The 19842-nt window shown below is 66.5% G+C and carries 14 protein-coding genes; 9 read left to right on the top strand and 5 right to left on the bottom strand.

The annotated features are described in order from the left end of the window. The first annotated feature begins 38 nt into the window (after nt 1–38). From CSQ85_RS03040 to CSQ85_RS13005, 4 genes are all read left to right on the top strand, one after another. On the top strand, nt 39–1406 hold the full coding sequence (locus CSQ85_RS03040; RefSeq protein WP_150382809.1) for a replication-associated recombination protein A: 1368 nt from the start codon (nt 39–41) through the stop codon (nt 1404–1406). 90 nt (nt 1407–1496) lie between these two features. Beyond that, on the top strand, nt 1497–2303 hold the full coding sequence (gene mtrA / locus CSQ85_RS03035) for an MtrAB system response regulator MtrA (RefSeq protein WP_150382808.1): 807 nt from the start codon (nt 1497–1499) through the stop codon (nt 2301–2303). After that, nucleotides 2300–4051: an MtrAB system histidine kinase MtrB gene (gene mtrB / locus CSQ85_RS03030; protein WP_150382807.1), complete on the top strand. Its 1752-nt coding sequence runs from the start codon at nt 2300–2302 to the stop codon at nt 4049–4051. The genes mtrA and mtrB overlap by 4 nt, the downstream gene beginning before the upstream one ends. After that, a complete protein-coding gene (locus CSQ85_RS13005) occupies nt 4035–5855 on the top strand; it encodes an LpqB family beta-propeller domain-containing protein (protein WP_223846799.1) in 1821 nt (606 codons plus the stop codon). The genes mtrB and CSQ85_RS13005 overlap by 17 nt, the downstream gene beginning before the upstream one ends. Before the next feature lie 125 nt (nt 5856–5980). On the opposite strand, the gene CSQ85_RS03020 is transcribed toward CSQ85_RS13005, so the two are convergent. Further along, nucleotides 5981–6250 (bottom strand): hypothetical protein, encoded by a 270-nt coding sequence (locus CSQ85_RS03020; protein WP_150382806.1) that lies wholly within the window; start codon nt 6248–6250, stop codon nt 5981–5983. 346 nt (nt 6251–6596) lie between these two features. On the opposite strand from CSQ85_RS03020, the gene CSQ85_RS03015 reads away from it, so the two are divergent. The 5 genes from CSQ85_RS03015 (at nt 6597) to CSQ85_RS13340 (ending at nt 12929) form a co-directional block, all read left to right on the top strand. Beyond that, nucleotides 6597–7580 carry an ABC transporter substrate-binding protein gene (locus CSQ85_RS03015; protein ID WP_150382805.1) on the top strand — a complete coding sequence of 328 codons (984 nt, stop codon included), beginning with the start codon at nt 6597–6599 and terminating at the stop codon, nt 7578–7580. A gap of 163 nt (nt 7581–7743) precedes the next feature. Further along, complete coding sequence (locus tag CSQ85_RS03010) at nt 7744–9285, top strand: sugar ABC transporter ATP-binding protein (protein ID WP_150382804.1); 1542 nt, start codon at nt 7744–7746, stop codon at nt 9283–9285. 1 nt (nt 9286) lies between these two features. Further along, a complete protein-coding gene (locus tag CSQ85_RS03005) occupies nt 9287–10360 on the top strand; it encodes an ABC transporter permease (RefSeq protein WP_107042157.1) in 1074 nt (357 codons plus the stop codon). Continuing rightward, nucleotides 10357–11379 carry an ABC transporter permease gene (locus CSQ85_RS03000; RefSeq protein WP_107042156.1) on the top strand — a complete coding sequence of 341 codons (1023 nt, stop codon included), beginning with the start codon at nt 10357–10359 and terminating at the stop codon, nt 11377–11379. Before CSQ85_RS03005 ends, CSQ85_RS03000 begins: the two co-directional genes overlap by 4 nt. Before the next feature lie 767 nt (nt 11380–12146). Beyond that, entirely contained in the window at nt 12147–12929 is a 783-nt protein-coding gene (locus tag CSQ85_RS13340) for a TM2 domain-containing protein (RefSeq protein ID WP_223846798.1), read from the top strand. Nucleotides 12930–13036: 107 nt separating this feature from the next. Here the strand turns inward: CSQ85_RS13340 and CSQ85_RS02990 are convergent, their stop codons facing one another. From CSQ85_RS02990 to CSQ85_RS02975, 4 genes are all read right to left on the bottom strand, one after another. Next, on the bottom strand, nt 13037–14497 hold the full coding sequence (locus CSQ85_RS02990) for an MFS transporter (RefSeq protein ID WP_150382803.1): 1461 nt from the start codon (nt 14495–14497) through the stop codon (nt 13037–13039). Nucleotides 14498–14508: 11 nt separating this feature from the next. Next, on the bottom strand, nt 14509–14814 hold the full coding sequence (locus tag CSQ85_RS02985; protein ID WP_107042154.1) for a YhbY family RNA-binding protein: 306 nt from the start codon (nt 14812–14814) through the stop codon (nt 14509–14511). A gap of 91 nt (nt 14815–14905) precedes the next feature. Beyond that, nucleotides 14906–19057: a DUF3418 domain-containing protein gene (locus CSQ85_RS02980; protein WP_150382802.1), complete on the bottom strand. Its 4152-nt coding sequence runs from the start codon at nt 19055–19057 to the stop codon at nt 14906–14908. 67 nt (nt 19058–19124) lie between these two features. After that, nucleotides 19125–19781, bottom strand: a complete 657-nt coding sequence (locus tag CSQ85_RS02975; protein ID WP_150382801.1) for a class I SAM-dependent methyltransferase — start codon at nt 19779–19781, stop codon at nt 19125–19127. Between the last annotated feature and the right edge of the window lie 61 nt (nt 19782–19842).

The raw sequence follows: 19842 nt of genomic DNA, 5'->3' as shown, positions 1-19842 counted from the left end.
ATAGAACGTCTGTTCGAATCGTGGAGTAGGGTGGAGGCATGACCGATAACGACCTGTTCGCCGCATCCGACGCACCCGACGACGTGACGCGCCCGCTCGCGGTGCGCATGCGCCCGCGCACGCTGGACGAGGTGATCGGGCAATCCCATGTGCTGGGGGAGGGCTCGCCTCTGCGCCGCCTCGCCAACCCGGCCAGCCGCGGGAGCCTCACCGCGCCGAGCTCGATCATCCTGTTCGGCCCTCCCGGCGTCGGCAAGACCACGCTCGCCACGATCGTCGCACGCCAGTCCGGACGCGTGTTCGAGGAGCTGTCCGCCGTGACCAGCGGCGTCAAGGACGTGCGCGCCGTGCTCGAGCGTGCGCACGAACGGCTTGTCGCGCGAGGGCAGGAGACCGTCCTGTTCATCGATGAGGTGCACCGCTTCTCCAAATCGCAGCAGGACGCGCTCCTGCCCGCCGTCGAGAACCGGGACGTCACGTTCATCGGCGCCACCACCGAGAACCCCAGCTTCTCCGTCATCAAACCGCTGCTGAGCCGGTCCGTCGTCGTCAAACTCGAATCGCTCGAACCCGAGCAACTGACCGAACTGGTCCGGCGCGCCCTCGACTCCGACCATGGGCTCAAAGGCGAGGTGAAGGCCAGCGACGAGGCCGTCGCCGAGATCGTGCGTATGGCCGGGGGCGACGCGCGCAAGTCCCTGACCATCCTCGAGGCGGCCGCCGGCGCCGTCACCGGCGACAAGGCCCGCGAGAAGGGCAAACGCCGCCCGACCATCACACCGGACGTCGTGGCCAGCGTGATGGACACCGCCACCGTGCGCTATGACAAGGACGGCGACGACCACTACGACGTGATCTCCGCGTTCATCAAATCGATGCGCGGATCCGACCCGGACGCCGCGATCCACTATCTCGCGCGCATGATCCGAGCCGGCGAGGACCCGCGTTTCATCGCCCGTCGCATCATGATCGCCGCCGCCGAGGAGGTCGGCATGGCAGCCCCGCAGATCCTGCAGGTCACCGTCGCCGCCGCGCAGGCCGTGGCTCTGGTCGGCATGCCCGAGGCGCGCATCATCCTCGCCGAGGCGACGATCGCCGTGGCCACCGCCCCCAAATCGAACGCCAGCTACAACGCGATCAACGAGGCGCTCGCCGACGTCGACGCGGGGCGTATCGGCGCCGTGCCGCTGTACCTGCGCAACGCGCCCACCAAGCTCATGAAGGAGTGGGGCAACCACGAGGGGTACAAATACGCGCACGACTGGCCGGGCGCGGTCGCCCCGCAGGAGTACATGCCCGAGGAGCTGCGCGGGCGCGAGTACTACCATCCGAACGACCGCGGCTACGAGCGGGAGGTCGCCGCGAATCTGAAGCGCATCCGCCCGATCCTGCACGGCGGCGAATAGCGGGCTACAATGAACGCGAAGTGAACGTTCACGAGGGTCGTGAGGATCATCGAAGAGGAACACCGGAACACAGGGAGAAAGGGGCCGGCGATGACGCAGGACGAACTCCAGGGCAGGACGATCATGATCGTCGACGACGATCAGGCGCTGGGGGAGATGCTCTCGATCGTGCTCGAGAACGAGGGATTCCGCACCGTCACATGCCTCGACGGCCTGCGCGCCGTGGAGATGTTCCCCACCGTCGAACCGGATCTCATCCTGCTCGACGTGATGCTGCCCGGCCTTGACGGCACTGAGGTGGCCCGCCGCATCCGCGCGACCTCCTCGAACGTGCCGATCATCATGCTCACCGCGAAATCCGACACCGTCGACGTGGTCGCGGGCCTCGAGGCCGGCGCCGACGACTACGTGCCCAAGCCGTTCAAGGTCGTCGAGCTTCTGGCACGCATCCGCGCCCGGTTCCGCATCCAGTCCAAGCCGTCCGGTGCGTCCGGAGCCGCTTCCGGTCCGCGTGGCGCCGCCTCGAACGGGGAGAACGGTCCGTTCGGCGTCGCGCAGGACGGCGACGGCGATCCGAGCCGCATCGAACGCGGCGCGATCGTCATCGACCGTCTCGCGCACACCGCCACCAAGGACGGCCGGGATCTGGGTCTGACGCCGATGGAGTTCGAGCTGCTCGCCGTGCTCGCGGCCTCCGCCGGCGACGCGATCAGCCGCTCCAGCCTCCTGAAGCGCGTCTGGGGGTACGAGTCCTCCGGGGACACGCGCCTCGTCAACGTGCACATCCAGCGGCTGCGCGCCAAGGTCGAGGATGATCCCGAGCATCCGCGCATCGTCGTCACCGTGCGCGGCATCGGCTACAAGTTCGTGCCGCCCGAACCCCGCGGCGACGCATGATCGCGCCCACACGCCGGACCGACAAGTCGGAGAGCGTCAACCGCCTCGCCGGCTGGCTGCGCCGCAGCCCGCATCCGAGACGCCGGTTCAGCTGGCGCCGGCTGCTCAGGAGCGGACGCGCCGAGGTGCGACGGTCCCTGCAGGCGCGCACCGTCGCCCTCGTCGTGCTGGTCGCTCTCGTCGTCGCGGTCGTCTTCTCGCTGGTCTCGATGCTGTCCGTACGCTCCTCGATGCTCGACCAGGTCACCAATCAGGCCCATTCCGACTTCTCCGACATGGTCTCCCAGGCGCAGACCTCGCTCGACTCCGCCGATGTGTCCGACTCGGTGCAGTACCAGCAGCTGGTCAACGACATCGCCTCGTCCCTGCAGAACGAGGGCTCCTCCAACCTCATCGGCGTCTACCTGTGGAGCCGGGACATGTCGAACCGCCTCATCGTGCCGGTCTCCACCGATCCGACCTACGAGTCCGACGTGTCCGACGACATCCGCGTCGCCGTCTCCTCCGACACCGCCGGCCGCGTGTTCTACCAGTCCGTTTCCATCGCCGGATCCAGCGGCGGCAGGGTGCCCGGCGCGGTGCTCGGCACGTCCCTCGATTTCGGCGCGACCGACGGGCTCGCCCTGTTCGCGCTGTTCTCCTACGAGACGCAGCAGACGTCGCTGCTGCAGATCCAGCTCAACCTGCTGGTCATCTGCCTCGCACTGAGCGTGCTCATGGGACTGCTGGTGTGGTTCACGCTGCGCGGCATCGTCCGGCCCGTCTCCGAAGTGGCCGCCGCCGCCGAGACCTTCGCCTCCGGCGACCTCGAGGCGCGCGTGCCCGAGGACCGCAACGACGAGATCGGTTCGCTGCAGCATTCGTTCAACTCGATGGCCGACGCGCTGAACCAGAAGATCGACGAGCTGGAGGAGGCCGGAGCGATGCAGCGGCGGTTCGTCTCCGACGTGAGCCACGAGCTGAGGACCCCGGTCACGACGATGCGCATGGCCTCCTACCTGCTCGACAGCCGCAAGGACGACTATGATCCGATGACCCGTCGCACCGTGGAACTGCTCGGCGGACAGATCAACCGCTTTCAGGACATGCTCGCCGACCTGCTGGAGATCTCCCGCTACGACGCCGGATACGCGGCCGTCGACCTCGTCGAGACCGACGTGCGCGATCCGATCAACGAGGCCGTGGATCAGGTGTCCGAACTCGCCGCGGCCAAGCGTGTGCCGATCCACACGTACCTGCCCAACATCCAGGTCCTCGCCCGCATCGACGCGCGCCGCATCATCCGCATCGTCAGGAACCTCCTCGCGAACGCCATCGACTTCGCCGAGGACGATCCGATCGAGGTGCAGCTCGCCGCCAACCGACGCGCCGTCGTCATCTCCGTGCGCGACCGCGGCGTCGGCATGTCGCCCGATCAGGTGCCGCACGTCTTCGACCGCTTCTGGCGCGGCGACCCTTCGCGCGCCCGCACCACCGGCGGCACCGGACTGGGCCTGTCGATCGCGATGACCGACGCCAGACTGCATCAGGGCACGATCCGCGTGCGCTCCGAACTCGACGAGGGCACCTGGTTCCTCGTGATCCTGCCGCGCGACCCCGACAAGGGGCCCGTGCCCGACGCCGAACTGCCGGTCGACTTCCGGCACGACACCGACCACATGGTCGTCACCGGCGGATTCGGCGTCGCCGACAACCGCAGCGCCGACTACCTCGAAGAGCAGGGGGAACACCATGCGCAGGAACCATGAGCGTCATGACGCATACCGCGTACGCTTCCGGACATGGGCGCGCAGGACGCTCGCCGCCATGCTCGCCGTCCTCGCCCTCTCGGCCCAGACCGCCTGCTCCAACCCCATCGGCCTGCCCACGGCCGGTGTCGTCCACGCCAGCGCGCCCGCGGAGAAGCAGACGCGGCGCGTCTACACCAGCCCCGAAGGCCCCTCGCAGGACGACCAGCCGGAAGGCATCGTCGAGGGGTTCTTCAGCGCCATGCCTGCCGGCGTGCAGTCGGACGGCTACCGGGTCGCCCGCGAATACCTCTCCGACGTGGCGGCGAACACATGGAACGGCGACGCCTCCGCCATCATCTACGACGGCACGCCCACCTACACCAGAAAGGCGATCCCGCGCACCAGCTCCGCCGAATCGGCCGCCCTCGCCGTCGAGGCCGAGATGAACGTCATCGGACGGTTGGACAGGAACGGGCTGTTCACGCCGGCCGCCGAGGGCGACCCGATGGTCCTGTCGTTCACGATGACCAAGGAGTCGGGGCAGTGGCGCATCTCCGGACTCGACGACGGCGTCGCCGTCTCGTCGGCCGACTTCGAACAGGTGTTCCGTCAGGTGTCCGTGTACCGTGTGGACGCCTCCGGCAAGCATCTCGTCCCCGACGTCAGATGGTTCAGCTGGCGCAACTGGCGCACGCAGGCGGTGCGCGCCGTGCTCTCCGACGGCCCCGCGTGGCTTGGCGGCGCCGTCAGGGACCTCGACACGAACAAGGTCGCGCTCGCCGTCGACACCGTGCCGATGACGGACAACGAGCCGCAGGTGCAGCTGAACGACGGGTTCCTGGGATTGTCCTCGGGGGAGCGGGCCCTCATCGTCCACCTGATCAGGCTGACCCTGGGGGACGGGGTCGCGAGCACGCCGTTGACGCTCACGGTCGACGGCGCCGACTACTCGGATATCGACGGCGGCGTCGACCTCGATACGCAGCAGCCCAGCATCGGCATCTACACGCTCACCGACGGCCGCGTGGTCTCGCTCGGCTCGTCGAGCCCGCTGCGTGTGGGCGAGACCAGGGGATTCGGCGATGCGAGGGGATTCGCGTTCTCCGCGTCCGGCGGCGCCGTGCTGCGCGCCGACGGCGTCGTCGAATGTCTGAAACCGGACGCCTCGTCGTGCGGCGTCATGTTCTCCGGCGCGCCCATGTCGTCGATCGCCTCCGGCTTGGACGGCGAGATCTGGGCCGTGTCGGCGGACGGCCATAGCCTCCATGTCTCGCGCGGCGGCGTCAGCCGCGAGCTCAAGCCGCAATGGCTGGGAGACGAGACGATCCGTGCCATCGCGGTGTCCCCGGAGGGCGCGCGCCTCGCGGTGGCGACGGATGGCGGCGTGAGGCTGGCGGGGGTGTCGCGTGACGGCGATCAGACGCCGTCCGACCTGTCGTCGCAATCGGCGAAGGTCAGCGGGCAGGGGGACGTGACGATGGTGACGTTCTACAACGATCTCAATCTGGTGTACGCGACCTCGGCGTCCCAGTCCGCGTCGTCCGATTCGTCCGATGGCGCGACGCAGGAGCGCGGGGCCGGACGGGAGTCGACGACGGACGGGCAGGGGACGCAGAAGGCGTTCCGGCAGATCGCGCCGGGGCCCGCCACCAGCCAGCGGTTGCCCGACACGACGGTGGTCGCGCTGGCCTCCGGGCAGATCGCCCTCTACCGCCGTCTCGCCGTGCTCGACGATCTGGGGATCGTACGCTCCGTGTCCGGCTCGCTTGACGGTTCATGGTCCATCGCCGACTCCCAGGTCACGGCGTTGGGCGCGCAGTGACGCGCGCAGTGACGCGGACGTAGACGTAGAAGCCCCGCGCATCGCTTGTCCTGTCCGGAACGAACGGCGCGCGGGGCCTTTGTGCGGGGCTTGATGGAGGCGGGCTGCGGAAGCGGCCCGGCGGATCAGATGCCGCCGTACTCGCTCTTGAAGAGCTCCTGGGGAACCTCGGAATTCAGCGGCACCTCGTAGATGAGGTACTGCATGTTGAACGGGATGTTGAAGAGGTGGCGCTTGACGCCATACACCTCCTCGGTGCCGAGGAAGTTGAAGTTGTCCGGGCACTCCGGCTCCCACTTGGCCAGCAGATCGGCTGCGTCGCCGATGGTGGAGGCGACGCCGGCCAGATGCTTGATGCCATCGACCTGCTTGAGGATGAGGAAAACGGTATCCATGAAGGGTTCCTTTCATGTTGCGTTGGATGCTGCCTGGTAACGGCGGCTGACGCCGACTGTTACCACGCCACTCGACGGGCGCCATCGCCCTTACGTTGTAGGGGCTTCGGCGCCTCGTTACGGCACCCCCATTATCACTCGAAAACCGCATAACCGCGCCGATATCAGGCGATCACAAAACGATGTTATCAATTTGTTATCAAGCTGTTATCGAATCGTTATCGCCATAGATTGAACAGGCGTGATGTTTGGTTCATACTGGTCACTGTCGATGACAGAACGTCATCAAGGAAAACAAAGCGAGGAACGAACCTCGCACTCGAAAACACTCGAGGAGGAGTACACCATGAAGAATTGGAAGAAGGCCGTCGCGCTCGTCGCGTCCGCCGCGGCTCTGGTCAGCGTCGCCGCCTGTGGTTCCGCGTCCGGCTCCGGCAGCAGCGATTCCGGCAAGAAGACCGTCGGCTTCGTCGCCGTCGGCCCGGAGGGTGGCTTCCGTACCGCCAACGAGAACGACATCAAGTCCGCCTTCAAGGCGGCCGGCTTCGACCTGATCTACTCGCCGACCCAGAACAACGATCAGCAGAAGCAGATCCAGGCCTTCAGCAAGTTCGTCAACGACGAGGTCGACGCCATCATCCTGTCCTCCACCGAGGACTCCGGCTGGGACGACTCCCTGAAGAAGGCCGCCGAGGCCGAGATCCCGGTCTTCACCGTCGACCGTAATGTGGACGTCAAGGACGCCGAGGCCAAGAAGGCCATCGTCTCCCACATCGGACCGTCCAACGAGTGGTGCGGACAGCAGGCCGCCGAGTTCCTCAACAAGACCTACCCGGACGGCGCCAACGGTCTGGTCCTCGAGGGCCCCGCCGGCCTGTCCGTCGTCAAGGACCGCCAGAAGGGCTTCGATTCCAAGATCGACTCCAAGCAGAAGGTCCTCGAGTCCCAGTCCGCCAACTGGTCCACCGATGAGGCCAAGACCGTCACCGCCGGCCTGCTCGACAAGTACAAGTCCCAGGGTGTCTCCTGGATCTGGGCCCAGAACGACGAGATGGCCCTCGGCGCCGCCCAGGCCGTCGACGCCGCCGGCCTCAAGGGCAAGGTGACGATCATCGGCAACGACGGTACCAAGGCCGCCCTGCAGGCCGTCGCCGACGGCGACCTCGCCTTCGACATCGAGTACAACCCGATCTTCGGCAAGGAGACCGCCCAGGCCGTCAAGGACTACCTGGATGGCAAGGACGTCGAGAAGAACATCGAGATCGAGTCCAAGACCTTCACCAAGGACGAGGCTCAGGCCGCTCTCGACTCCGGCGAGCGCCAGTACTGATCCGTCCTTACGGATTTTCGATCTGCTGATTCGGCTCCGGCCGAACCTGTGACAGACGACAAGACATGAATGATGGTGTGCGAGGGTTTCCTCCACACCATCATCCATGTCGGGCCGAAATATCACAAAACGGTAACAATCCCCTTTCTCCAAAGGCAAAGACATGACAGACAAAACCCCTATCGTCGTGATGAAGGGCATCACGATCGAGTTCCCGGGCGTGAAGGCTCTGGACGGTGTCGATCTGACCCTCTACCCGGGTGAGGTCCACGCCCTCATGGGTGAGAACGGCGCCGGCAAGTCGACGATGATCAAGGCGCTGACGGGCGTGTACAAGATCAACTCCGGCTCCATCGTCGTCGACGGCAAGCCGCAGCAGTTCAACGGCACGCTGGACGCGCAGAACGCCGGCATCGCCACCGTGTATCAGGAAGTCAACCTGTGCACCAACCTCTCCGTCGGCGAGAACGTGATGCTCGGCCACGAGAAGCGCGGCCCCTTCGGCATCGACTGGAAGAAGACCCACGAGGCCGCCAAGCAGTACCTCGCGCAGATGGGTCTTGAGAAGATCGACCCCCACACCCCGCTGAGCTCGATCTCCATCGCCATGCAGCAGCTGGTCGCCATCGCCCGCGCCATGGTCATCAACGCCAAGGTGCTGATCCTCGACGAGCCGACCTCCTCCCTCGACGCCAACGAGGTGCAGGACCTGTTCGCCATCATGCGCAAGGTGCGCGACTCCGGCGTCGCGATCCTGTTCGTCTCCCACTTCCTCGACCAGATCTACGAGATCACCGACCGTCTGACCATCCTGCGCAACGGCCACTTCATCAAGGAGGTCATGACAAAGGACACTCCGCGCGACGAGCTGATCGGCATGATGATCGGCAAGTCCGCCGAGGAGCTCTCGCAGATCGGCGCCAAGAAGGCGCGCCGCGAGATCACCCCGGGCGAGAAGCCGATCGTCGACGTCAAGGGCCTCGGCAAGAAGGGCACCATAAACCCGGTCGACCTCGACATCTACAAGGGCGAGGTCGTCGGCTTCGCCGGCCTGCTGGGTTCCGGCCGCACCGAGCTCGGCCGTCTGCTCTATGGAGCGGACAAGCCGGATTCGGGCACCTACGAGCTCAACGGCAAGCAGGTGAGCATCAACGACCCGTACACCGCCCTGAAGAACAAGATCGCGTACTCCACCGAGAACCGCCGCGACGAGGGCATCATCGGCGACCTGACCGTCCGCCAGAACATGCTCATCGCCCTGCAGGCGACGCGCGGCATGTTCAAGCCGATCCCGAAGAAGGAGGCGGACGAGATCGTCGACAAGTACATGAAGGAGCTCAACGTCCGCCCCGCCGACCCGGACCGTCCGATCAAGAACCTCTCCGGCGGCAACCAGCAGAAGGTCCTCATCGGCCGTTGGCTGGCGACGCACCCCGAGCTGCTCATCCTCGACGAGCCGACCCGAGGCATCGACATCGGCGCCAAGGCCGAGATCCAGCAGGTCGTCCTCGACCTGGCCGCCAAGGGCATGGGCGTCGTCTTCATCTCCTCCGAGCTGGAGGAGGTCGTGCGCCTGTCCGACGACATCGAGGTCCTCAAGGACCGTCACAAGATCGCCGAGATCGAGAACGACGACACCGTCTCGCAGTCCACCATCGTCGAGACCATCGCGAACACCAACGTCAACTCCGGAAAGGAGGCGTGAGATGGCTGAAGAAGCCAAGAAGGGCGGCAACGCCCTGGTGAAGAAGCTGCTGGGATCCAACCTCACCTGGTCGGTCCTCGCCTTCATCCTGCTCATCATCATCTGCACCATCTTCGATCACCAGTTCCTCCAGCTGAGCTGGAACAGCAACACCGGCGGTCTGGCCGGCCCGATGATCACGATGCTGCAGGAATCCGCCCGCTACCTCATGATCGCCACCGGCATGACGCTGGTCATCTCCACCGCCGGCATCGATCTGTCCGTCGGTTCCGTGATGGCCGTCGCCGGCGCCGCCGCGATGCAGGCGCTGACCAACGGCGTCAACGTGTGGGCCGCCATCCTGCTGGCCCTCGTCATCGGCCTCGTGGTCGGATGCGTCAACGGCGCGCTCGTCGCGTTCCTCGGACTCCAGCCGTTCATCACGACCCTGATCATGATGCTCGCCGGCCGTGGCCTCGCGAAGGTCATCACCTCCGGCGAGAACACCGACGCCTCCTCCGTCGCCGGCGGCGAGCCGCTGCGCTGGATCGCCAACGGCTTCATCCTCGGCATCCCCGCCAACTTCATCATCGCCCTGGTCATCGTGATCCTCGTCGGCCTGCTGTGCCGCAAGACCGCGATGGGCATGATGATCGAGGCCGTCGGCATCAACCCCGAAGCCTCCCGCATGACCGGCATCAAGCCGAAGAAGATCCTCTTCCTCGTCTACGCGGTCTCCGGCTTCCTCGCGGCCATCGCCGGCCTGTTCGCCACCGCGTCCGTGATGCGCGTCGACGTCGTCAAGACCGGTCAGGACCTCGAGATGTACGCGATCCTCGCGGTCGTCATCGGCGGCACCTCGCTGCTCGGCGGCAAGTTCTCCCTCGCCGGTTCCGCTATCGGCGCGGTGATCATCGCCATGATCCGCAAGACCATCATCACCCTCGGCATCGATGCGGCCGCAACCCCGGCCTTCTTCGCCATCGTCGTGATCGTGATCTGCGTGATGCAGGCACCCAAGGTTCATAACCTGAGCGCGGAAATGAAACGCAAGCGCGCGCTCAAGGCTCAGCAGTCTAAGGCGGTGGCAGCATGACAACAGCTACGGCAACCCCGGCCAAGAAGGCCGCGAAGAAGTCGCGTCGCATGGACGCGCAGATGATCCCGACCATCGCGGCCGTGGTGATCTTCATCCTGATGCTCATCATGGGACAGGCGCTGTTCGGCACCTACATCCGTCTGGGCTTCATCTCCTCCCTGTTCATCGATCACGCATACCTGATCATCCTGGCGGTCGCGATGACCCTGCCGATCCTGACCGGCGGCATCGATCTGTCCGTCGGCGCGATCGTCGCCATCACCGCCGTCGTCGGCCTGAAGATGGCCAACGCGGGCGTCCCGGCGATCGTCGTCATGATCGTCATGCTGCTCATCGGTCTGGCCTTCGGCCTGCTCGCCGCGCTCCTCATCGAGGAGTTCAACATGCAGCCGTTCATCGCCACGCTGTCGACGATGTTCCTCGCCCGCGGCCTCGCCTCGATCATCTCCACCGACTCGCTGACCTTCCCCGAGGGCAATGACTTCTCCTTCATCGCCAACGAGATCAAGATCATCGACAACCCGAAGATCTCCAACGATCTGTCCTTCAATGTGGGCGTGATCCTCGCGGTGATCGTGGTCATCTACGGCTACATCTTCCTGCACCACACCCGCACCGGCCGCACCATCTACGCCATCGGCGGCTCCCGCTCCTCCGCGGAGCTCATGGGTCTGCCCGTCAAGCGCGCGCAGTTCTCGATCTACCTGACCTCCGGCTTCCTCGCCGCCCTGGCCTCGATCGTCTACACCGCGAACATCGGCTCGGCCAAGAACACCGTGGGTGTCGGCTGGGAGCTCGACGCCGTCGCCTCCGTCGTCATCGGCGGCACGATCATCACCGGTGGCTTCGGCTACGTGCTCGGCTCCGTGATCGGCGCCCTGGTCCGCTCCATCATCGACCCGCTGACCTCCGACTTCGGTGTCCCGGCCGAGTGGACGACCATCGTGGTCGGCCTCATGATCCTGATCTTCGTGGTCCTGCAGCGTGCGGTGACCGCGGTCGGATCCAAGAAATAGGAGAGCCCGGGGTTGCCTGCCGGTCGGACTGTGACGGCCGGAGGGCAACCCCCGGGGACCTGAACCCGTGCGATTGGACTGCGGGTCGGCCATCGGATTTGATGGGCGATTCACCCCGAAGCACGGAACATAACTGAACATGGTCTTGCCCGTAGGGATCGGTTCCGATTCGCCCGGCTGCCGTTTTCCGTCCCCGTTCCATCAGGGGCGGGGAGGCGGCAGGGGTGAATGGTACGCCACATGATTCCGACCCCACGGCGCAAGACAAACCTCTTTCTCTTTTCCTTTCCTTCTTCATCCGGCGTGTGGGGGTGTGGTCCCTGTAGGGACCACACCCCCACACGTTTTGTGGTCTTCTGGGCGTCCCCCGTCCCGCTAACGACTCGGGGCTCTTCTGGCCTCCGCGCCGTACGCTTCCCGTGGCCAACGGACGGCTGACCCCGGTCCGCGTACGCTGGCCTCCAGTCAGCGTACGTTTCCCGGGGCTATCCCGACATTGCCCCCTGTATTCGTATGCTGGGTGCGGGTCAGCGTACGAAAACAGGTGGCAATCGGTGTAAAGCCCCGTTTGGCGTACTGTGACCGGGAGTCAGCGTACGTCCTTTGTGGGCTGGCCTCCGTTGGCCACCGGGAGCGTCTCCTCGGCGGGATCCGTGGACGAGGACGAGGATACGGGGGTCTTCTCGGCGAACCGGATGTGTGAGACAATGTGTCAGGGAATGTTCATACATGGTCGGGCGATCCGGCTGGAAAGGGAGGACGCCGCGATGAGCGATCCGAATCAGTTCAATCAGAGCCCGAGTAATGCAGGAGCGCAGCAGCCGTATGGACAGCCGGCATACGGTCAGGGCAACCAGCCCCAGCCGTCATACCCCCAGTCGGGACAGCCGACGGGGGCCGGATACGACGGCGCGGACTATGGCGAGTCCGGATACTCCGGATACAACGGGCAGGGATATGCCGGGCAGGGGTACGTCGGCCAACCGGGCGGGGGATACGCCGGGCAGGGATACGGCAACCAGACGGAGTCGGGCCTATCGGGTGAGGAATACGCCGGACAGTCCAATGGCGGTGCATACACGGGTCAATCGGGTGATCCGGCGTATCCGGGCCAGTCGGCGCCCGGTTACGGCGTTTCCGGAACCCCGTATGGCACTCCGGGATACGATCCGAACGGAGCCCCGTACGGCGGCGCCCCCGGATATGCCCCGACCGGGTCCCAGTACGCCGCACCCGGTGCCCCGGGCGCCCCGTATGGGGCCGCTCCCCAGTACGGCTACGGCCCGTACGTCCCGACGAGCACGAAGTCGAAGCTCGCCGCCGGGCTGTTCGGCATCTTCCTCGGCGGTCTCGGCGTGCACAACTTCTATCTCGGCTACACCGGCAAGGCGGTCGCGCAGCTGTTGCTCACGCTGGTCGGCTGGATCCTCGTCGGGCTGGGCCCGATCGCCGCGATGATCTGGGGATTCGTCGAGGGCATCCTCATCCTGTGCAGCAATCCGGGAAGCCCTTGGCACCGTGACGCACAGGGGCTCGAACTGACCGATTGACGACCTTTCCGGCCGGTCAGGCGTAATGTCGATGGCGTCGTGAAAGACGATGAAAGCCCCGGGACCGAAATGGTCCGGGGCTTTCATGATGTCGCGGATGCTTCGATTCAACGCCGCGAGGCGCGGATGCGGAAGGCGACGGCCAACGACAGCCATCCGATCACGCAGATGGCGGTCATCACGGCGAACACCCACGAGCCGCCGACCGCGGTCGCGTGCATGAATTCGGGGGAGCCCTCCGAGCCGTGACCGGCCTGCGCGACCGCAAGGATCGTCGAGAACAGGGCGGTTCCGGCGGCGCCGCCGAACTGGAGGGCCGTGTTGAAGATCGCGTTGCCGTCGGGTGCGAACTCGTGGGGGATCGAGCTCAGCGCGCTGGTCATCACGTTCGAGTTGCCGAGCGCGAAGAAGAACCCGAAGATGAAGTAGAAGCCGGCGAGCAGCGCCGGGGTCAGGTGCATCGAGAACGCAAACAGCAGCGCCGGGCCGAGGATCGCGATGCCGAACGGCACCAGCACCGGTCCGACCGCGCCGAAGCGGTCGTAGAGCCAGCCGCCGAGCGGCGCGCACACCGCGCCGATCAGGGCGCCGGGCAGCACCAGCGCGCCCGCGAGGAACGCGTTCGTGCCGAGCGAGAGCTGGGCCACGTTGGTGATCACATAGCCGAAGCCGATCGAGACGATCGGCATGACGAGGTACGCCACCAGATGCAGCAGCACCACACGGTCACGCAGGATGCCGAGGCGCAGCAGCGGCGAGAACGCGCGATGGGACAGCCATCCGAACGCGATCAGCGAGGCGAGGCCGATCACGAAGCTCGCCACGGCGATCACGCCCGAGGTGCCGACCGGCTGTCCGGACACGGCGGCGCTCACCGCCATGCCGGCCTGATTGAGCCCCAGCACCATGCCGACCAGCGCGACGACGATCGTGGTCAGCTGCAACGGGTCAAGGTACGCCGCTTCGGTGGGGGACTTCTGCTCGATGCACATGAGGCCCACGACCGCGGCGACGAGCATCAGCGGGATCGCGATGACGAAGATAGCGCGCCACGGCAGCACGGTCGTCACCGCGCCGCCCACGGTCGGCCCGATGGCCGGGGCGACCGTGATGACGAGCGATCCGACGCCCATGAGACGCCCGATTTTGGATCGCGGCGACTGCTCGAGGATGATGTTCATCATCAGCGGGGTCGCGACGCCCGAACCCACGCCCTGGATGATGCGGGCGACGATGAGCATCGGGAACGCGCCCGCGAAGATCATGATGACGGAGCCGGTCAGCGCGAGCGCGACCGCCGCGAGGAAGATCGTCTTCAGGCGGAACCGGCGCTTGAGGAACGAGGAGACCGGCATCGTGGCGGCCACCGTGAGCAGGTAGATCGTCGTGATCCACTGCACGGTGGCGGTGTCCACATGGAACTCGCGCATGAGCTGCGGGAAGAGCACCGTCATCACCGTTTCGGTGAGGATGCCGATGAAGGCGAGCGAACCGGTCGCGACGATCGCGCCGATCAGCCTGCCGGGGATGCGCTCGTCGAGAGCGCGGGAATCAGTCTGCGAAGCCATGCCGCCCCGCGTCACTCGCGCACGAGGCTGATGTGTTCGATGTCCTCGCGCTTCGAGCGGCGGAACAGGACGAACCGGTTGCCGATGGTCTGCACGACTTCGGCGCCGACCTGACCGGCGAGCTTGTCGGCGGCCTCCTTGGCGTCGAGGCCGGAACCGTCCTGTACGCTGATCTTCACCAGCTCGCGCTTGGCGAGGGTCTCGCTGGTCTGCTTGACCAGCGAGTCGCTGATGTCGTTCTTGCCGATGTTGATGAGCGGCTTGAGGCTGTTCGCCATGCCGCGCAGCTGCTTGATCTGCTTCTTGGTCAATGCCATGATGAATGTTTCTCCTTATCCGTTTTCGTGCTGTCGTATTGTATCGGGGCAGGCCAACCTAGGGTCGTGTCCTAGCCAACCTAGGGCGCTCCTAGGCGGCCAGCGCCTTCTTGATGCGGTTGAGGCTGGCCGGCTTCGGGGTGCCGAGCTCCTGTGCCCACAGGCTCACGTAGAACTCCTCGAGCATCCAGCGCGCCTCGTCGGCCCGTTTCATCATCCGCTCGTGCGAGGGCCCCGCCGGCTCGCGCTTCGCGGCGGCCGTGGCCTTGTCGACCAGCTGGCGCGCCTCGTCGGCCTCCCACGCCCAGCGCACGTCGCGGTTCTTGTCCTGCTTCGCCTTGTTCAGGCGCATGAGGTCGGCGTGGAGGTAGCGTTCGATGGATTTGAGCGCGGCCGGGGGAGCGGCGCCGACGAAGCCGGGGAACACGAGCGTCGCGATATGCTCCCGGATCGACTGGAGCACCGAGAGCATCGGCAGGTCGGCCTTGCCGGAGACGGCCTTGTCGACCTCGGCGTAGCGTTTGAGGATCGCGATCACGTCGTGCGCGACCTGATAGACCGTGTCCTCGAACACCTCGCGCACGTCGAGCACCGCGTTCGCCAGCGCGTCGTCGTCCGGCAGCCGGTCCACGTCCGGCAGCAGCCGTTTGACGGCGGCGAGCTGCAGGTCCTCGACCAGCTCCTTCGTCGACTTGTACGGCGCGGAGGCGAGCATCAGCGCCTCCGCACCCAGCCAGCGCGAGGAGATGCGGTCGGAGGGGAGCCTCAGCGCGTCCAGCGCGCCGCGCCAGAGCATCGAGGCGCGTGATTCGGTGGTCGCGCCCGCCTTGTGCAGCAGGTCGGCGCGTTCGACGAGACGGCCCGCGTCGCCGGCCTTGTCGGCCTGCTTGCGCACCATGTTGCGCGCCGACTCCTTGGCCTCGGCGGCGAACTTCACCTGCAGCGCCTTCAGGTCCTTGGATCTGCCGAGCGTTCTGACCTGCGTCCGGCCGCGTCCGGGACGTCCGGAGGATCGCCCGCCGACCCGCTCCTCGACGACGAACGTCATCTTCAGGTACGGCTGGAGACGCGCGATCAGATCCGGTCCCAGCACCTCCGGGTGGATCTGCGCGCCCAGCACGGCGATCGACGCCTGCGTGAACACATGCGCGAGATCCGGCCAGGAGGTCACGTCATCCGGCGGCGTGTTCGGCTTGCGCATGTCGCCCGATCCGGGCAGGCACGGGTAGTGGTCGTCGATCCACGCGCGGATCTTCCTCGCGGCGTCCGGCGCGGGCACGAACTGCACGCGCAGCTGCTTGGGCAGCGCCTTGATCATCGCGAGGATCAGCTCGTCGAGCAGACCGGGCACGTTCCAGGTGAACTGGTCCGGCGTCAGGCGAGAGAGGGCCTTGAGCGGCACATGCACGGTCACGCCGTCGTTCTCGTCGCTCGGATCGTAGATGTAGCTGAGCCTCAGGTCGATCGGCTGGCCGTCCGTGCCGAGCGTGTGCCAGTGATCCGGGTAGTCGTTCAGGCTGACCGCGTCGGCCGTCTGGAGGCGTTCGACCTTCTCCGGGTCGAAGTCCAGCAGCTTCGGGTTCTCGTCGTGCACGCCCTTCCACCATTGCGCGAGCGCGGCCACGGAGGTCACGTCGTTGGGGATGACGGCGTTGTAGAAGTCGAACAGGTCCTCGTCGGACACGGTTTCGGCGACCTGACGTGTGCGGTTCGCGTCGTCCGCGGCCTCCTCGAGGAGCTTCAGGTTCTTCGCCACGAACTCGTCATAGCTGAACCGCTGCTGGATGTCGCCCTCCACCAGTCCCTGACGGATCAGGAAGTCGCGCGCCTCCGGCGGGTTGATGCGGCCCCACTGCACGGTGCGGTCCTGCACGATCGGCAGGCCGTACAGCAGCACCTTCGCGCTCGCCACGGCCGAACCGCGCGAACCGGACCAGTGCGGCTCCGCGTACGTCGTGCGCGTGAGGGTGCCGGCCAGCGGTTCGGCCCACGCCGGGTCGATCGCGGCCGAATAGCGCGCCCACAGTCGCGAGGTCTCCACCAGTTCGGTCGACATCACCCAGCTCGGCGTCGTCTTGGCGACGGCCGAGGCGGGGAACAGCGCGAAATGCGTGCCGCGCGCGCCCAGATAGTCGTTCTTCGACATCTTCTGCGCGCGCTTCAGGGCGCGGGCCCTCGCCGCGCCCTTGAGGTTCGCGTAGTCGGACGCCTTCGGCTCGCGCACCACCTGCATGCCCATCATCGACAGCAGGCCCGCGAGCATCGACTTGTGGATGCCGTCCGCGTCCCACGCGCAGCACAGCGAATGCGCCGCCTGCTGGTTGATCGGCAGCTGGCGGATCTCCAGTCCGGCGCGCGTGGACGGCAGGGGATCGCCCACCTTGAACTTCATCTCGCGGCACATCTGCCTCAGCTGGGAGACCAGATCCTTCCACTGGCGCATCCTCAGCCAGCTGAAGTACTCGGTCTTGCAGATGCGGCGCAGCGCGTTGTTGCTTGGCTCGCCGTCCGCCTGGAACACGCGGTCCCAGATGTTGAGCGCCGTCAGATAGTCGCTGGTCTGATCCGCGTAGCGGTTGTGGATGCGGTCCGCCTCCTCGCGCTTGTCGTCCGGACGCTCGCGCGGGTCCTGCAGGCTCAGGAACGCGACGACCACCAGCACGGCGGCCAGCGTGTTCGGGGATGCGGTCCTCGCCGCCTCGATGATCATGCGACCGAGCCTCACGTCGATCGGGATGCGCGCCAGCTGGCGTCCGATATGCGTGAGCGTCACCTCGCCGCGATGACGGGCCACGGCCTTGAGCTCGGTCAGCTCGTTGAAGCCGTCCGAGACGGCCTTCATGTCCGGCGGGTCGATGAAGCCGAAGCGCGTCACGTCCTCGGCGGTGCGCGCCACGCCCACCGACAGCATGTGCAGGACCACCGCGCCCAGCGAGGTCCTCAGGATCTCCGGCTCGGTGAAGCGCGGGCGCGTCTCGTAGTCCTCGCGCGAATACAGGCGGATCGCGATGCCGTCCGCCACACGGCCGCATCGGCCGGACCGCTGGTCGGCGCTCGCCTGACTGATCGGCTCGATCGGCAGCCTCTGCACCTTCGCGGTCTTCGAATAACGGGAGATGCGCGCGTTGCCCGGATCGACCACGTAGCGGATGCCCGGCACGGTCAGCGACGTCTCGGCCACGTTCGTGGCGATGACGATGCGCTGATGCGTATGCGATTCGAACACCTTGTGCTGGTCGGCCGCCGAAAGCCTGGCGAACAGGGGCATGATCTCGATCGCGTCCGGACGACGCATGTCGTCGGCGCGCGGGCCGTAATGATGACGCAGCGCCGCCTCGAACTCGTGGATGTCGCGCTCGCCGGAAGCGAACACGAGGATGTCGCGCGGACCGCGCTCGTGCGAGGAGTGGATCACCAGCTCGGCGCAGGCGCGCGCCACGGCCGTGGGCATGTCGGTGATCGAGTCGTCGGCGAACCGCGAGTTGGCGTTGCCGTTGCCGCCGCGGCCGGACCTGCCGGCGCGGGGCGAGTCGGAGCCGTCGTCGGCGATCGCGGTGGACAGCTCCTCGTAGTCGGCGTCGCCCGGACGCGCGCCGGTCGCGAAACCGGGCACCTCGCGCATCAGCGCGGGCGCCGTGCCGAGCGGCTCGTAGAGCACCTGCACCGGGTAGGTGCGTCCCGACACCTCGATGACCGGCACCTTCTCGTGCAGCGCCTCCTCGAAGTGACGCTGGAACTTCTCCGAGTCGATGGTCGCTGAGGTGATGACCAGCTTCAGGTCGCGCCGTTTCGGCAGCAGGGCCGTCAGGTATCCCAGCAGGAAGTCGATGTTGAGGCTGCGCTCGTGCGCCTCGTCGATGATGATCGTGTCGTAGCGGCTCAGCTGCGGGTCGCGCTGGATCTGCGCGAGCAGGATGCCGTCGGTGACGACCCTCAGGCGCGTGCTCGGCGAGCTCTCGTCGGTGAACCGCACCTGATAGCCGATCTCGTCGCCGAGGCGCACGCCCATCTCGGAGGCGATGCGCTCGGCCACCGTGCGGGCCGCGATGCGCCTCGGCTGCGTGTGCACGATCTGCCTGCCGTGCGAGCCGCGGCCGAGCTCCAACAGGATCTTCGGCAGCTGCGTGGTCTTTCCCGAACCGGTCTGGCCGGAGACGATGACCACCTGGGACGAACGAACGGCCCGCGCGATCTCATCGCGCGCGGCCGAGACCGGCAGTTCGGACGGATATTCGAAACGCATTCCCTAAACTTCCCGCTGACTTTCCGCCCCTCCCACGGGGCTCACGGCGGGCCACCGCCCGCCATCGTTAGTTGTTTCGCAAAACCTCAATGATACGGAAGCCCTTGGAGCTTGCGTACTTGGACACCGCGAACCCCTCGCCGAGCGCGTCGGCGAGCCACGGGATCAGCGAATCCGAGCCGAGGTTCCTCTGCACCACCAGATAGGCGGCGCCGTCCGGCTTGAGGCGCGGCAGCCAGGTCATGAGCAGCGTGTGCAGCGCCTCCTTGCCGATGCGGATCGGCGGGTTCGACCAGATCGCGTCGAAGGCCGCGTCGTCGTCGACCGGCTCGCATCCCGCCGGCTGGCCGGCGGCCGGCAGGGGGGCGCCGGACTCGTCGGTCTGCGTGACGTGCACGTTCGCGCAGCCGTTGGCCTCGGCGTTGACGCGCGTCAGATCCAGCGCGCGCTCGTTGACGTCCACGGCCGTGACGCGCGCCTCGGGGGACTCGAGGGCGAGGGCGAGGGCGATCGGCCCCCATCCGCAGCCCAGATCGAGCAGGTCGCCGGTTCGGGGCGGTTCGGGCGCGTGCCTCAGGAGCACGGAGGTGCCGAGGTCCACGCGGGAGGCGGAGAACACGCCGTTGGAGACCTGCGCCGTCGCCTCATGCCCGCGCAGCGTCACCCTGAGCGTGCGTCGCACGTCCTTCGAGGAGGGGTCGGCCGAGAAATACTGTTCCGTCATGATCGTTCACCTGCCGTGTTCGTGTGCTTCGTTGTGTGCTTCGTATGGTTCGACTCGTCGT

Source organism: Bifidobacterium rousetti, assembly GCF_008698235.1.
In the GTDB taxonomy this organism is placed as follows: domain Bacteria; phylum Actinomycetota; class Actinomycetes; order Actinomycetales; family Bifidobacteriaceae; genus Bifidobacterium; species Bifidobacterium rousetti.
This window is presented reverse-complemented; position numbering and strand designations above follow the sequence as displayed.